Origin of the sequence: Ferruginibacter sp., assembly GCF_028288465.1 — a bacterium.
GTDB lineage: Bacteria > Bacteroidota > Bacteroidia > Chitinophagales > Chitinophagaceae > Ferruginibacter.
This window is the reverse complement of sequence record NZ_JAQBNR010000060.1, coordinates 59,613-74,046: the sequence shown is the minus strand read 5'-3', so window position 1 is coordinate 74,046 and position 14,434 is coordinate 59,613. Positions and strand designations below refer to the sequence as shown.

The window sequence follows — 14,434 nt, the reverse complement described above, 5'->3', positions numbered from 1 at the left end:
GTTACAATACAATTATTAATAGGGGGCAGGATATGCCTGCGGAAAATTTGATTAGATGGAAGCGTTGGTATAAACCATAATTTTTGTTTTACTTGCGGATGATACAACCATTATCGTATCGGCTGGCAGTGCTGACAAACATCCAACATTTAATGAATTATGGAAAAACAAAATTTAAAATCCCTGATCTGCATGTTAATTTTAGTTATTGTTTTGTTTGCAGGTACAAATGTGCAGGCACAAAAAGTAAATAAAGATATCAGGACGATAGAGCGTCTTGAATTGGATTGGCATAATGCCTATGTTTTCCATGATATTAATTTAATAAGCGGCGTATTAGCGGATGATTTTATTAATTTAGGAAGAACCGGCGGACGAAATAACCGGCAGCAAACCCTTGAAAATTTCAGGAAGGATAGCTCCCTTTACGAATATTGTACTCCTTACGATTTTGAATACAGGATATACAAAAATACGGTGATCGTTTTATGTAAGTCGAAAGAAAAAGGAGTTGCAAATGGAATTCCATTTAGTGCCAATTATTTTTCGCAGGATATTTTTATCAAAGAACGGGGTAAGTGGAAATGCGTGCTGGCCAGCGTGGGGAAAATTCCGGAAAAGAAATAGTAAATGAGCCATTATTGAAGTGAAACAAGACAGTTCTTTCAATTACACTGGCCATACAAAGAGTTGAGAATATCGATTCACTTTAAATAATAAAGAAAATAATACACCACCCCTTAAATGTTTTGAGCAGTAGAGCTGGCCGTAACAAGAACCGGCAGCTTTGTTTCATTTGCCTTTTGTTCTTCAACAGGCTGGCTAACTAGCCGGTGGGCATCACATAAGTAACATCCGTCAATACCGATCGTTGTGACCTATTGAAATTTAGATAATTTTATTTGAATGAAATTAAAAAATGGTAAAGTTTAAAGCGAAAGGATGTAAATTTCCATTTAAAATCACAACTTAAACCAATTAAAAAGTAACAGCTTACCTGCCCTCAATCAGATGAATTATAAAAATATTTTTTCAGCCGTTCTCCTTTTTGCAACAGTACATTTTTATGCCGTTGGCCAGTCAAACACGCCAGCGCCTTTCGGACCATTGCCAACCGCAAACCAGCTGGCATGGCAGCAAATGGAGTACTATGCTTTTGTTCACTTTTCCGTGAATACTTATACCGATATGGCATGGGGAAATGGCGATGAAGATCCAAAAACCTTTAACCCGGTTTCGCTCGATTGCCGCCAGTGGGCCCGTATTGCGAAGGAGGCCGGGATGAAGGGCATTATCATTACCGCCAAGCACCATAGCGGCTTTTGTTTATGGCCTTCAAAATATACGGAATACTCTGTAAAAAATTGTCCCTGGAAAAATGGCAAGGGCGATATTGTCAGGGAGATGTCTGAGGCATGTAAAGAATATGGATTGAAACTGGGTATTTATTTATCACCATGGGATAGAAACCGGGCAGACTATGGTAAGCCGGAATACATTACGTATTTCCGAAACCAGCTGCGGGAATTGCTGACCAACTACGGGGATATTTTTGAAGTGTGGTTTGATGGAGCCAATGGTGGCAATGGCTATTATGGCGGTGCCAACGAAACACGTAAAATTGACCGCACCACCTATTATGATTGGGAGAATACTTATAAACTGGTACGGGAACTGCAACCCAAAATAGTGATCTGGAACGATGGTGGAAAAAGAGCAGACTTGCGCTGGGTGGGTACAGAAGCCGGCTATGTGGGCGAAACAAACTGGAGCCTGCTGGACTCAACCGGTGATGTGCCTGAAGATATGCTTCGCCATGGTGTAGAAAATGGCAACAAATGGGTGCCCGGTGAAGTAAACACTTCGATCAGGCCCGAATGGTTTTACCATAAAAAAGAGGATGGTAAAGTAAAAACATTGCCGCAGTTGATGGAGATCTATTATAACTCCATTGGTCGCAACGCTACTTTGTTGTTGAATTTTCCTATAATGCCCAATGGATTAATACATCCCAAAGACGAAAAAGTAGTAACAGCATTTGCACAGGCAGTTAAAAAAGCATTTGCTGTAAACCTGCTGACCGGTTGCAAAACTGCAGCCTCCAATTTTCGCGGAAAGGATGAAAAATTTGCAGGAGATAAAGCCATTGACCAAAGCAACAAAACCTATTGGGCAACAGACGGTGATGTGAAGACAGGTTCGTTGACGATGCAGTTCACAAAGCCAGTTACTTTCAACCGTTTTCTGGTGCAGGAATACATACCATTGGGTCAGCGTGTAAAATCATTCACGGTTGAAGGATTTGTAAATGGTGCTTGGAAAGAACTGGCAAAACAAACCACCATTGGGTACAAGCGCATCCTTCGCTTTCCAACAGTGACCGCCACCAAACTTCGCTTTGCTGTTACTGATGCCAAAAGCAGCCCGCTTATTTCCAGCATGGGTATCTATAATGCACCACAAATATTGGCGCCGCCGGTTGTAGTTCGTGAGCGGTCAGGCGATATCACTATCAAACCGGCAGATGCTGAATCTCAAATTTATTACACAACAAATGGCAGTAATCCTACGCCGGCAACGGCTGCAAAATACACCGGTCCGGTTAAAACGGGTGATGGCAAAGTGATGATAAAAGCGATTGCCTGGGATGCAAAAACGGGGAAGTCCAGTTCGGTAACAGAAGAAAGTTTTGAGATAGCCAGAAAGAACTGGAAAATAATTGGCATTAATGATACGACTGTCAATAACATATTGGATGGCAACCCGGGCACACAATGGTACCAAAACAATAGCATGCAACTGCCTGTTGACCTGGTAATCGATTTAGGTAAGATGGAAAATGTGAGTGGCTTTAAATACCTGCCAGATCAAAACTGGTGGGCTTCGGGTATTATCTCCAAATATGCTTTTTTTATTTCTCAGGATGGCGTTGAATGGACAAAAGTGAATGAAGGCGAATTTGCCAATATTAAAAACAATCCTTTGTTGCAATCAAAATCATTTGCTCCCCAAAAGGCACGCTTCATTAAACTACAGGCGCTTCAAAATACGCAAGGTGACAATAGGGTAGGGTATGCCGAATTTGAGGTAATTACGGAGTGATATCAGGTTGCTGCACAAGCCTGGGTATATACAACATAGTAAAAAAATCAAAATGGACAAATGGAAATATAACCCGGTTTGTCCATTTTGTTTCTTAGCGATTATAACCCGATCAATAATGTCTTCTGCAAAGCAATCGTATGGGCGCTCTTAAGTAATTATATGACATTTATTTTTTATCGTCAAGCGAATTGATCCAGGCTGCAATTCTTCGGGCATCAGTTGCTGGTACCTGTGGCATAGGCGCCATTGGTGTGGCGTATCCAGGCCAGTTTTGCGGCTGGGGATTTTTTATCAGCTGCAATATTTTATCTACCGGATAATTTCTTTTTGCAACATCAATAAAACCGGGGCCAACCTGCTTTTTATCAGGATTGTGACAAGCCACACAGGTATACTTCACCAGCAACGGTTTTATTTGTGCGTAGGTGGCCGTGCCCGCTGGTGCTTTACCGGCAGCCATGATGCGTTTGGCGGTATTGACGGTGCTTACTTCTTTCAGGGAAAGCTTTGCACCTTCCGGGATATTGTTGAGGGTATAATAACCTGTTGGATGCACCAATGAATAAGCATTCTCTTTATCCCTGATGCCATCCAGGGTAATAGTGTGAATATAGTATTGCCGGAGGTTACTCACAATCAACCGAACACTCATTGCATCGGCTGCCACCTTTACACCTTTAACCACACATTTCTGTTTGTTCACCGGTGGGCTGCCGTACACACCGTGGTATTTGTAGATGAAACTTTCAATGGCGTAGGACGCAAGATCCGCAGCATATTTTTTATCTACCGGTTTAGTAAATTCTATTTCAAATCCGTCCGGCATCGCTTTTACCGTTCTCATTTCAAAAGGCACCCTGTTGTTCCATGTCAGTCGCTGCAATCCTTCATTGGCATCGCCGGCGGATCCCCAACCTCTGTTGGTTTCACCAATAAACAGAGAGCCGTCATTAGCCCAGGCCAGCCGTACCACGCCTGACTGAAAACCACTTCTAAAATCCCATGCGCAACCCTGCAGCACGCCATTTACAGTTTCCATAAATACACGGCTTAATTTACTTTGGCCCTGGTCTCCAACCAGTAACTGTCCTTCAAAAGGGCCAAAAACACCTTTGGGCACTTTAACAATTTCGGAGGTGGAAATTCCCAAAATGCCATGTGGTAGCCAAACGGCCGGTAACTGCATTTCCGGGATATTCTTTTTCATTTCAAATGCTGTTAAAAATTTTTCGTTCTCCTTATTTTCTGGTTTTACCTGTTCACCATCGGGTCCAAATTCTATCCGTGGATTTACCTTGCTGAATATTTGTTGCTGGGTTAAACTCAATGGAGAATTTTTCATACCCGTCCAAACCAGGCTTGCCGGATGCCCCATAAAAGCGCCTTTTTTAACCGGCATAATACTGCCGGAAGCAACCCAGTCGCCCTGGTTATCAGTATAAAATAATTCACCATCTATCATGCTGATACCGCAGGGAGAGCGCATGCCTGCGGCCCACGGTTCCATGCGGCCGTCATCAAAAATGTGTAAGGTCCATCCCCGCCATGGAACCATGCTTTCGGGATGCCACCAGGCAGCAGGAAAGCCAAGGTTCAGCGTGACGAAAAAAGAACCATCGGGCGCCAGTTTGGGGCCAAAACTATATTCATGATAATTGCCAGAGATTGGCCAGGCATATACCGTTTCAAATACATCTGCCTTGCCGTCCATGTTGGAATCGAATAGCCTCGTCAACTCGCCACGTTGTACCACATACAGTGAACCGTTTTTGTAAGCTGCACCCAACACCTCATGCAAACCGGATGCAAACTTTCGAAAGAAAGGTTTTGCACTGGTTGGATTCTCCACAATAAAAATATCTCCCCGGCGGGTGGTCACTGCCAAATCTCCATTCGGCAATGTGCATAGTCCGCCCACTTCCAGCAAGGTTCCTTCGGGAGAGCGCACTTTGTTAATTTTGAAAAAATCTTCTTCTTTGGCAGTTTCCTGGCATAACACAGCGCTATGCCAACCTACCATTACCAGCCCCGCTAACAGAATCTGTTTAAAGCGCCTGGAAGTAAAACGGGATATAAATGCTATCATAATGTAAATGCTGTAGAGATTAAAAAAGAATAGAATAGCCGATGCTTTTATGAACCGGAACAATGAGTTCCTTTGACCCATCCTGCCCGCGGATCAATGGTTTTGCAGCAGCAGCATCGTCCAATTTTAAATAATAAGACTGGTCATTTATAAGATACCATCCGTTGCCCATGTCTTCAATGGAATTTGCCGTGGCTAACCGCATGTAAATATTGTCCGTTGCATCCTGCAGACTGATTTGCCGGTGAATACCCTGGCCATTTTCAGTAACTGTGGTGGCATCGCTTACGGAAGTTCCGTACAACAGGTATTTAAATGCCGGCCGGCCTTTTTCATCCAGTTCATAGCCTTTAGCCCGGTATCCGGCGTTACTTGTATCTGTTACCCAACGGGCATTCGCATCGGTTAGTTTTGCTATATTCAATCCAGGTTTACCAAAATATTGAATGGCGCCTGTTGGCCTGGAAGATCCGTCGCCTCTTTCATGCCACATGGGCGTTGCATCTAAAAAATTTCCCCGCCATAACTGCACTATCATTCCATTGTCCATGTCATAGGTGTAGTGAATTTTTTCGGGGCTGCCAACATTTACGGCATGTACCACCCGGCCACCTTCCGGCAAATCCATAAAGCTGCGCAAAATAATATTATCGGGTGCATCCACCAGGACCGGATCAGCATCGTCACCAGTTGAAATGTTGGCATCTGAAACAAGAAACTCCCTTACACCGGGCCCCTTTATACTGACGCCAACCGCAGGTTTTGCCCAATCGATATATTTTGAATAGCTCAGTTCAAAAGGGATATCACCTGCTGCTAAATTTGCTGTACCCTTGCCACGCCAGTTGCTAAATGGAATCACTGTAGCATTGTTAATTTTTAATGTGCCCCCGCCGCCAAAAGTATTGATGCTAAAATTATATTCACCCGGCTCCTGTACATGCAGCATGCCCGTGTACCGCAGGATATATTCATTATCGGGTAATCCGCTGATAGCAGAGCTGATAATGGGAGCGGCTTTTTGCATCATTGGTTTAAGGGTGTTGTAGTTGGGCTCCACCACATATTTGCCTTTATACACGGCGTAATGAATGCCTGTTAATGAAGGCCTTCCTTTATTGTAATTACTGAGCACTATATTCCTGAAAGCTACAGGTCCATGATCGCCCTGTAAGCGCAAAGCAGCCTCCGCTACTTCATCATTTGCAACAGCGCCACGGGTAGGTCCACTTAATTCCACATTCTCCTGTATTAATACGCCGTTCAGTGTTACACCAATCATTTTTGCATTGGTGATTTTTACGCCACCTTCAAACTTCGGTGCCTGGAAGCTGATCTTCAGGTGTTGCCACAAGCCTGGCGCCCGGCTAACATTTTGCCTTGGTGCATGCCCGTCATACCCTTTTTTCCCTTCGGGCTTAGCATCATCCCACCTTTCATAAATGCCACCGTTGTCGCCGGAATGAGGATTCAACACTCCCCAGCTATCCAGCAGCTGCACTTCATACCTGCCCTGCAAATAAATGCCGGAATTGGAGCCCTTTGCCATCATATAGTCCAGTTCTATATCCAGGTCGCCGTGCTGCAAATTGGTAAACAAATCATCCTGTGCTGCATCTGTTGGCAGGTTCACCAATACGCCCACTCCGGTTGAATAATTGAGGGTATTTTTCTGAGTAAGATCTGCTTTTACAGTACCTGCAATATGCCAGTTGGCACCTGCATTTTTAAAGTCGCCCAGGTCTGAAAGTGTAAGCTTGTTTTGGGCTTGTGCACCCTGCAGGGAGCACATGACCGCTGCAAAACATGCCAGGGCAGTAAAGCAAAAACTAAAACGGGTAAATGGCATAAGCAATAATTTGTTGTTTGATTAACAGTTAGCGGTGGTAAAAATCAACAAAAAACTTGGTTTGATCTGATATTTATTTGCTTTTTTAATGAGTTATTTTATCCATTGTACAGAAAGGTATGTTGCTTAGATGCTATTTTGAAAGCATTATTTATAATAACCATTGCAATTTTAACTGGTTGTAAATCTGTGTTGCACAGCCATTGTAATTTGCCCAACTTTGTTTTTGTTTAGTTGCTTTTGCAATGGTACAGATCATCAATAAACATTGGTGCCGCATTACTTGATTAAGCAATCCAAAAACAACATTTTCAATGGCCGGTTTTGAGAATCGATCATCGCTGGTGTGCCGTCGAATGGATGACAACAAGGTGAAAAGCCATCAACTGGCACAGGTTTATTGACACATTTTTCCGGGCAGGTTACTGCAAGATTGACCATACTTATTTAGGACAGGATTGCATAAATTTACCCGTTTAAAGTAAACTACTGAACGATACAACAAACAACAAAAATTAAGCAAATGAGAAAGATACTATTTACTATGTTAGTTTTTGCCGCAGCCTTTCTTTCTGGTTTTGCATTCAAGTCTGTCATTTCCAAACAAAATAAACAAACAATCAAAATGAAGAAAGTAACTGGCATTGGTGGTATTTTTTTTAAATGCAAAGACCCAAAAAAAATGACGGCATGGTACCAGCAGCATCTTGGTTTAAACACCAATCCATATGGGGCAAGTTTTGAATGGTATGAAGGTGCAGATAGTACAAAGAAGGCGCAAACCCAATGGACGCCTTTTGCCGAAACAACCAAATACTTTGAACCTTCAACAAAAGATTTTATGATAAACTACAGTGTTGAAAACCTGGAATCACTTGTTGAAGAATTAACAAAGAATGGTGTTATCATTGTCGATACGATTGAAACTTACGATTACGGTAAATTTGTGCACATCCTTGATGCAGAAGGTAACAAAGTTGAATTATGGGAGCCAAAAGGCTGAGTGCCTAAAAATATTTGCAGATAAAATTAGCAGGCTTTGCATTTGTTCAACTAAATAAAAGGATGTATACCTTATAAAATTCTGGCAAAATAAACAACTGGTTTGCTGAAATATCTTTGGCATTTTGCCATCGATTCAACTTTTTGACTTTGCATGTGTTTACCAACCTGAAGAAGTCTGCACCGACGGAAGCTACATGGCCAATGATTGAAAAAAAACGAGCCATAACAACACCAACCTGCTTCTTGTAACAAGTAATTACAGGTGTATGTAGTACCAGGCTTGAAATGTTTTTTTGAAGTTTGTTCAGTAACTTTTAGAAAAGTACAAAATGACACATGTTGTAATCCATCTCTGGAGGTTACTTTATACTCACTTTGATGGCTGCTGGAAAATAAATAAGTATGCAAAAGAAAATATTTTTATCAGCAGCCTGGGAATACCTGGCTATGCTGAATTATGAAGTAGACGCATCTGTGCTGCAACCATACTTGCCACCCTACACAACCCTTGATTTATACCATGGCAAGGCACTGGTAAGTGTTGTAGGTTTTTTATTCAACGATACTAAAGTGCTGGGTATTTCCTGGCCCTGGCATGCCAATTTTGAAGAAGTAAATCTTCGCTTTTATGTGCGGTATTCTGATGGCAAAAACTGGAAAAGGGGAACTGTCTTTATTTCTGAAATTGTACCAAAAAGGGCTATTGCAGCCTGCGCCAATATTTTGTATAATGAACACTACAGTACTGCGAAAATGTTTCACAGCATAAAGGAAGAAAAGAATCAACTGCTTGTAAACTATCACTGGAAGAAAAGAAACCAGCAGTGGAATTTTATTACGGTAGAAGCGGGAACCGATTTACAGGAAATTGAACCAGGCAGTGAAGCCGAATTTATTTTGGAGCACTATTATGGGTACAACCAGCTTAATAAAGATACCACTATTGAATATGCTGTGGAGCATCCCCGCTGGCAGGTATATCCGGTGACAAGTTATTTGCTACAGGCCGATATAGCCAAGCTATACGGAAAAACATTTGTGCAGTTTATTGATGGTGTGGAGCCCCGTTCTGTTTTTCTTGCCAGGGGATCTGCAGTTATTGTACGTAAGCCGTTAAAAATAAAAGCTGCTTCATTTATAGGCTAAAGGGGCAGTGTTTCAGGCAACATACAACCCGCTCTGGCAGGATATGCTGTTCTTTTTCAACTGCAGCAAAACCCTCGGTCGTTTATGGCAACAGGAGGAATTTACAGGTAGTTTTTGACTTAATTGCTACTGCAAGAGCACCGCCACGCTGCAGGAAAATAGGCAGGAAAAAAAAGCCAGCCAGGGCATGTACAAGCAGTGCAAGGTATTCGAACGCGAAGTAATGCCCGTCTGCCTGATGATGGCAGTCTTAATTTTGATACGCCTCATAAAAAAGGGAACAAAAAAAGCAGCAGTATGCAAAGGGCGGTTACCGGCAGCTGCAACTGAAAATACCTATTCGGTTATTTTTGTTCTGTCAGTTCTGCCTGCCTTAATTGTTCGTTATTTTTGTTTCGGATCCTGAACCTGGCCGCATTTTTACCTTCAATTTTACGAATAACCTGCAACTGCCGATTAATAAAACAGTGAATCAAGACGAGGGCCTGCCCCGGAAAAAACCGCTGGAAGAACCGTGAAAAAAACTTCAGTTAATTAAAACATATGGCATTGTGGGGGGAAGAAAGGAAGATTAACTTTAATTATGTTACATATCGTAAAAAGCATTCCCGGTTGTTACAATAAAGGGCCTTTAAAAACCGTTTAATTATTACCTGTTTACTCAACATCCGCATAACCCAAACCTAAAATAATCCTATGAAAAAGAACTATTACAAATGGCTGTCAATGCTGGTAATTGCTGTGTTATTGTTGTCGGCTTGCAACGGCTCCCGGCAGTCAATGCACAACCACGGCGTTAGTAACCGGGGTTTCAGCGGGTATTGATATTCGACTTGGGTTGTCCCTCCTTGTCCCGGGGCTAACTTTTCAGAAACAGTGGCAGGCATGTGCCAGGTAATTTAGCGCAGGAGCAAAACGGTTCCGCCTTTTATTTTAGCGCCATTTTTAAAATCTATCCTGTACACATAGGCGCCGATGGGTTGTTTTTTGCCATTCGTTTTTCCATCCCATTGTTTGGTATTGCCCTTGTCAAAAAATACCAGTTGGCCATACCGGTTGAATATGGATATTTCGGCAAGCGGATAATAGATCAGCCAGGGGATTTGCCAACGGTCATTTAAATTGTCGTCGTTGGGTGTAAAGGCATTTGGTATATGAATGTTTTTATCTTCTGGTACAGGCGGAAAATGCAGGTAGATCACAGCGGAGCCTTCATCCACAAAACGGTCTCCACTTTCAGATTCGGCAACTACCCGGGCAACATTGGTAATTGGTGCCTCCAGCTTGTTGTCAGGCACATTTACAATTACATTAAATGCTACAAGGAATGAATCGCCATGATCCAGGTAGCCTCCGTCCGTTGCACTGGCATTAAACCCCATTCTGAATGTAACTGAGTTGGCTGAAGCGTTATATTCTGCTACATCATCATCCGACCTGTCTGTTTTTAATCCCGGCACTTCGCCCGGGCCATACATTACAATCAACGAATTGCGCTGGTAGGTTATGCCGGCCGGCAATGTATCTGTAACCAGAACTCCAGTCGCTTTTCCATAACCAATATTGGCGCCTTTTAACTGATAAGTTAATACTTCACCGGGTTCGGCAGTGCCATTTTTATTGGCATCAGCTACAGTCTTCACCACCTTGAGGGAAGGGTCCTTCATTTTAATCACCATGGTTATTACGCCACAAAAATATTGGTCTTCGGTAGTGCCCAGGTCAAGGTTTACACTGGTAGCATTGGGTAAAATGCCATAGCCGGTGCCAACATAAAACTGGTCAATGTCAATGCCCATCTGATCTGTATAATTGGGATTTTTAGTAGTAACATGTTTACCGTCATCAGAGATGGTACCATTCCAAACATTATTTACCGGGTTAATGGCATTGCTAAAATTATTTCCATTGATGCTGAACACATCTCCGGTGTATTTTGCGTCGCCTTCCCAGGTAATGATACCCAGTTTAGCATCTTTGGAAGCAAGTGCTCCACCCGGCACATTCAAACCGGTTAGTGTAATATGGGTTACCGTGGAAGCGCTGTGTTCATAAATTTGCTGAAAACCATCATAAACCCTTACACTGTTATATGACACCGAAGCATTTTCGTACACCACTACAATACTCCAGGCCCCGTAGTTTCCGAAATCTCCGCCGAGACCGTTTGAAAGCGCCGCATTGCCCACCGCATAAGTGCCGTTTCCATTCTGTTGTACCAGGGCGGTGATATCCGTAAATGCCTGGTAAAAGCAAAACTCGCCATCCCGCCCCGGATTGGAAATATCTCTATCCAGTTGAGCCGCAGCAAACTCCTGGTAAGCACCTGATGCACCTTTTCTTATTTTGATGGTTTGGTTTTGGGCAAGGGTCATATCAAAATCAGACTTTACAACCCTGCCGCCCCAATATAAGCGGGCAAATTTAATATTGTTAGTTCCTGCAGGTAAAATCAAATCGGCAGAAGAAGAATTTCTTGTGCCTGCACCATTACCTGAGTTGCCGTCAATATCAACAAACTGCATATCTGCGGTTCCAAATGCACCGTTATCGTAGGAACTGTTTCCATCTGCACTGTTACCGTTCATTGCATCAATGTTAACCGTGCCATCGGCTTTAACCAAATGAAGTAAGGTATTTCCAAAAATGGAGATGCCTCCTTTTAAATTACCTGAATAGGCAATTCCATAATCGCGATGCTGTGCCTTAGTGGTAATAGATAACGAAATAGTAAACGACAGCAATAGAAGTATTGCTATACATTGGGTAGGTAGAAGTTTAACCGTAATTTTTTTCATGACTAAAGAAAGAAGTTGCTTTGCCGTGTATCGCCAAAACAAGTGGCTTTCCTGGTTTTCACTGTTTGTTGAAAATGATAAAGGTACAATTGTTTTTTAATATGTCTCCGTGCTGTTATTCATCTCTGCCTATCGGTGTTTCTTTTACATAACGAAGAAATGAGGCTAACTGATATTGTACAAAAAATCATTTGCGAAAAAAGATCTGCATGTTTATAACCCAGGTTTTTCCGGCGCATGGTGATAGTGTCAAAGTTCAAATTGATAAAATAAAAACAGCAGATAATCAATACCTTCGCTTTCATTTTTTATTCTGATGTCAAATTTTTTATACGCCCTTAAGGGTCAGTTTACTGTTCTCAATTTGCTTATACTTTTGTTGGCGCTTGCATTTATTTTTAACAGGTACAAAAGAAGAAGAACAGCGATCATTTTTATCAGCGGCGCTATTTTGATATTTTTAATTTGTTCTACAGCCTATTTACCCAATTACCTGGCCGGTAGGTTAGAAAGCAAATACCTGCCTTACCCGGCGGCAACCAATTTCAATGATTCAGAAAGGGTATTGATTCACGTGCTGGGAAGTGGATATGTATTGGACAAGCGTTTGCCCCCGAATGCGCAAATTGGATGGTGTGCTTTAGGCCGGTTGGCTGAGGCTATCCGTGTGCACAGGATGATAAAGAACAGCACCATTATTTGCTCGGGGTATTCTTCACTTGGCCTGGAAACGCAGGCACAGGTTACCAAACGGGCAGCCATCGTATTAGGTGTGGATTCCAGTCAGCTGGAAACACTTAATTTACCCAGCACTACCCAGGAAGAAGCCCGTGAGCTGTCTGCACATTACAGTAAAAAATCTCATGTTATTATTGTCACCGATGCCATTCACATGCCGAGGGCAATAAAACTATTTGCTGCACAGGGATTTAATCCCATTGCTGCTCCAACAAATTATAAAATAAATGAAGGACCGGTTCAGGAGGATATAAAATGGTTACCTTCTTTTGAACGTATCGGGTTAATGAATTATGTGATTCACGAATACCTTGGCAATTTAAAAGCGACGTTGCAAAACTGATGTAGTTACCTATACCGCCTTCCCGTATGTTATATCACCAAAAACTTATAGGTACGCTGTGAACGTTGGGTTAATTATACAATAAATCAGTTTGTAAGCAAACAACAATTCCGCCATACATGTTTATGGGGTATATTTGAATACAACATACATAATTCACTCTTTATGACCAGAAACAATAACGCCGCATTTTTTGCGAAAGCCCTCATTATTCTACTCCTTGGTACATACCTTTCTTTCAGTTGTTTTGCACAACAAAGCGGTACAGCTATTACCCTGGGTGGCAAAGTGATTCATACAGTTGGAAAATTGCCCGCTGTAGGTACTCCCGTTAAAGACTTTACATTAACCGGTGTTGATCTTAAAGAAAAAGCCCTGGCTGACTATAAAGGAAAATTCATTATCATGAATATTTTCCCGAGTGTTAATACCGGCGTGTGTTCCAAGTCTGTTAGAAAATTTAACGAAGATGCTGCGGGGCTAAATAATGCTGTAGTGCTATGCATTTCTAAAGATTTGCCCTTTGCACAAAAGCAATTTTGTGGTGCCGAAGGCATAGATCACGTAGTAATGTTATCTGATTTCAGAACTGATTTTGGCAACATGTATGGTGTACAAATAGCTGATGGTCCTATGAGAGGCTTGTTGAGCCGTGCAGTGGTGGTTGTGAATCCGGAAGGTAAAATTGTGTACGAGCAACAAGTGCCTGAAATAGGCCAGGAGCCTGACTATGCGGCTGCAATTGCTGCAGTAAAATAAAACAAAGTTGAATTATAATTCCTTCCTCAACCAATCATAAAATTTTAAACCGTTTTCCAAACGGCCGATTGTTTTAATAATTCTTTCTGCCTTTGTTTCCAGTCTTTTGGCGTCTTCAATCCAGTCGATATAATATTTTTGATTGCTGGAGGTTAACGATAGAAAGAACTGGTGGGCTTTTGGCGAGTCCAGCAAACAAAGCAGTATTTCATCCGGAATGGCAACAGGTGAATCATCCTCGTATAATTTTACATGCACCTGGTCACCCTCTTTTTTAGCAATTTGTTTGCGTACAACTGTTTTCAATGGCAGCATCATATTGCCGTCCTTCATGGGAAGTAAATTAAACTGTTTCAACTCATAAGTGTCGATAAAACCGCTTACCCTTATCAGACCCAGGTGATTTCTTTTATCCGCCGGAATTGTTGTAATTACAATATAGTTCCAGCCACCTTTGCCCGCTTGTTTTTTGATTTGATATTGTGCGTTGACAAGTAATTTTTTCATTGTTATTCTTTCTTTTAGCCGTACACCTTCAGCAAAAAAGGATCTGTTATAAAAGAGGTTTGAAAATATACCGAAAGGTATGATTGCCAAATGACAAA

Annotated in this window: 11 protein-coding genes; 7 read left to right on the top strand and 4 right to left on the bottom strand. The window is 42.1% G+C overall.

Annotated elements, in window-relative coordinates:
• The first annotated feature begins 192 nt into the window (after positions 1 to 192).
• Complete coding sequence (locus JWR61_RS23165; RefSeq protein WP_301930082.1) at positions 193 to 627, top strand: nuclear transport factor 2 family protein; 435 nt, start codon at positions 193 to 195, stop codon at positions 625 to 627.
• A gap of 384 nt (positions 628 to 1,011) precedes the next feature.
• Positions 1,012 to 3,102 carry an alpha-L-fucosidase gene (locus tag JWR61_RS23160; protein WP_301930081.1) on the top strand — a complete coding sequence of 697 codons (2,091 nt, stop codon included), beginning with the start codon at positions 1,012 to 1,014 and terminating at the stop codon, positions 3,100 to 3,102.
• Between the two features lie 169 nt (positions 3,103 to 3,271).
• Here JWR61_RS23160 and JWR61_RS23155 read toward each other — a convergent pair whose 3' ends face one another.
• Entirely contained in the window at positions 3,272 to 5,191 is a 1,920-nt protein-coding gene (locus JWR61_RS23155; RefSeq protein WP_301930080.1) for a hypothetical protein, read from the bottom strand.
• A gap of 19 nt (positions 5,192 to 5,210) precedes the next feature.
• Positions 5,211 to 7,040 carry a family 16 glycoside hydrolase gene (locus JWR61_RS23150; protein WP_301930079.1) on the bottom strand — a complete coding sequence of 610 codons (1,830 nt, stop codon included), beginning with the start codon at positions 7,038 to 7,040 and terminating at the stop codon, positions 5,211 to 5,213.
• Positions 7,041 to 7,563: 523 nt separating this feature from the next.
• Between JWR61_RS23150 and JWR61_RS23145 the strand changes: the two genes are divergently transcribed.
• The 3 genes from JWR61_RS23145 to JWR61_RS23135 all read left to right on the top strand — a co-directional run bounded on the left by JWR61_RS23145 (position 7,564) and on the right by JWR61_RS23135 (position 10,016).
• A complete protein-coding gene (locus tag JWR61_RS23145; protein WP_301930078.1) occupies positions 7,564 to 8,043 on the top strand; it encodes a VOC family protein in 480 nt (159 codons plus the stop codon).
• A gap of 404 nt (positions 8,044 to 8,447) precedes the next feature.
• Positions 8,448 to 9,191 (top strand): YqjF family protein, encoded by a 744-nt coding sequence (locus JWR61_RS23140; RefSeq protein ID WP_301930077.1) that lies wholly within the window; start codon positions 8,448 to 8,450, stop codon positions 9,189 to 9,191.
• A 696-nt stretch (positions 9,192 to 9,887) separates the two neighbouring features.
• Positions 9,888 to 10,016, top strand: a complete 129-nt coding sequence (locus JWR61_RS23135; protein WP_290337292.1) for a hypothetical protein — start codon at positions 9,888 to 9,890, stop codon at positions 10,014 to 10,016.
• 74 nt (positions 10,017 to 10,090) lie between these two features.
• Here JWR61_RS23135 and JWR61_RS23130 read toward each other — a convergent pair whose 3' ends face one another.
• Entirely contained in the window at positions 10,091 to 11,989 is a 1,899-nt protein-coding gene (locus tag JWR61_RS23130; RefSeq protein ID WP_301930076.1) for a gliding motility-associated C-terminal domain-containing protein, read from the bottom strand.
• A gap of 364 nt (positions 11,990 to 12,353) precedes the next feature.
• Here JWR61_RS23130 and JWR61_RS23125 point away from each other — a divergent pair, with 364 nt between their 5' ends.
• Positions 12,354 to 13,070, top strand: coding sequence for a YdcF family protein (locus JWR61_RS23125; protein WP_301930075.1), 717 nt, complete (start codon positions 12,354 to 12,356; stop codon positions 13,068 to 13,070).
• A gap of 165 nt (positions 13,071 to 13,235) precedes the next feature.
• Positions 13,236 to 13,829: a thiol peroxidase gene (gene tpx / locus JWR61_RS23120; RefSeq protein WP_301930074.1), complete on the top strand. Its 594-nt coding sequence runs from the start codon at positions 13,236 to 13,238 to the stop codon at positions 13,827 to 13,829.
• Positions 13,830 to 13,841: 12 nt separating this feature from the next.
• Here tpx and JWR61_RS23115 read toward each other — a convergent pair whose 3' ends face one another.
• Positions 13,842 to 14,336 carry a YdeI/OmpD-associated family protein gene (locus tag JWR61_RS23115; RefSeq protein WP_301930073.1) on the bottom strand — a complete coding sequence of 165 codons (495 nt, stop codon included), beginning with the start codon at positions 14,334 to 14,336 and terminating at the stop codon, positions 13,842 to 13,844.
• Positions 14,337 to 14,434: the final 98 nt, after the last annotated feature.

Coding starts and splice junctions, on each gene's coding strand:
- JWR61_RS23115 (WP_301930073.1), bottom strand. CDS start 14,336: ATGAAAAAATTACTTGTCAACGCACAATATCAAATCAAAAAACAAGCG.
- JWR61_RS23135 (WP_290337292.1), top strand. CDS start 9,888: ATGAAAAAGAACTATTACAAATGGCTGTCAATGCTGGTAATTGCTGTG.
- JWR61_RS23150 (WP_301930079.1), bottom strand. CDS start 7,040: ATGCCATTTACCCGTTTTAGTTTTTGCTTTACTGCCCTGGCATGTTTT.
- tpx (WP_301930074.1), top strand. CDS start 13,236: ATGACCAGAAACAATAACGCCGCATTTTTTGCGAAAGCCCTCATTATT.
- JWR61_RS23130 (WP_301930076.1), bottom strand. CDS start 11,989: ATGAAAAAAATTACGGTTAAACTTCTACCTACCCAATGTATAGCAATA.
- JWR61_RS23145 (WP_301930078.1), top strand. CDS start 7,564: ATGAGAAAGATACTATTTACTATGTTAGTTTTTGCCGCAGCCTTTCTT.
- JWR61_RS23160 (WP_301930081.1), top strand. CDS start 1,012: ATGAATTATAAAAATATTTTTTCAGCCGTTCTCCTTTTTGCAACAGTA.
- JWR61_RS23155 (WP_301930080.1), bottom strand. CDS start 5,191: ATGATAGCATTTATATCCCGTTTTACTTCCAGGCGCTTTAAACAGATT.
- JWR61_RS23165 (WP_301930082.1), top strand. CDS start 193: ATGTTAATTTTAGTTATTGTTTTGTTTGCAGGTACAAATGTGCAGGCA.
- JWR61_RS23140 (WP_301930077.1), top strand. CDS start 8,448: ATGCAAAAGAAAATATTTTTATCAGCAGCCTGGGAATACCTGGCTATG.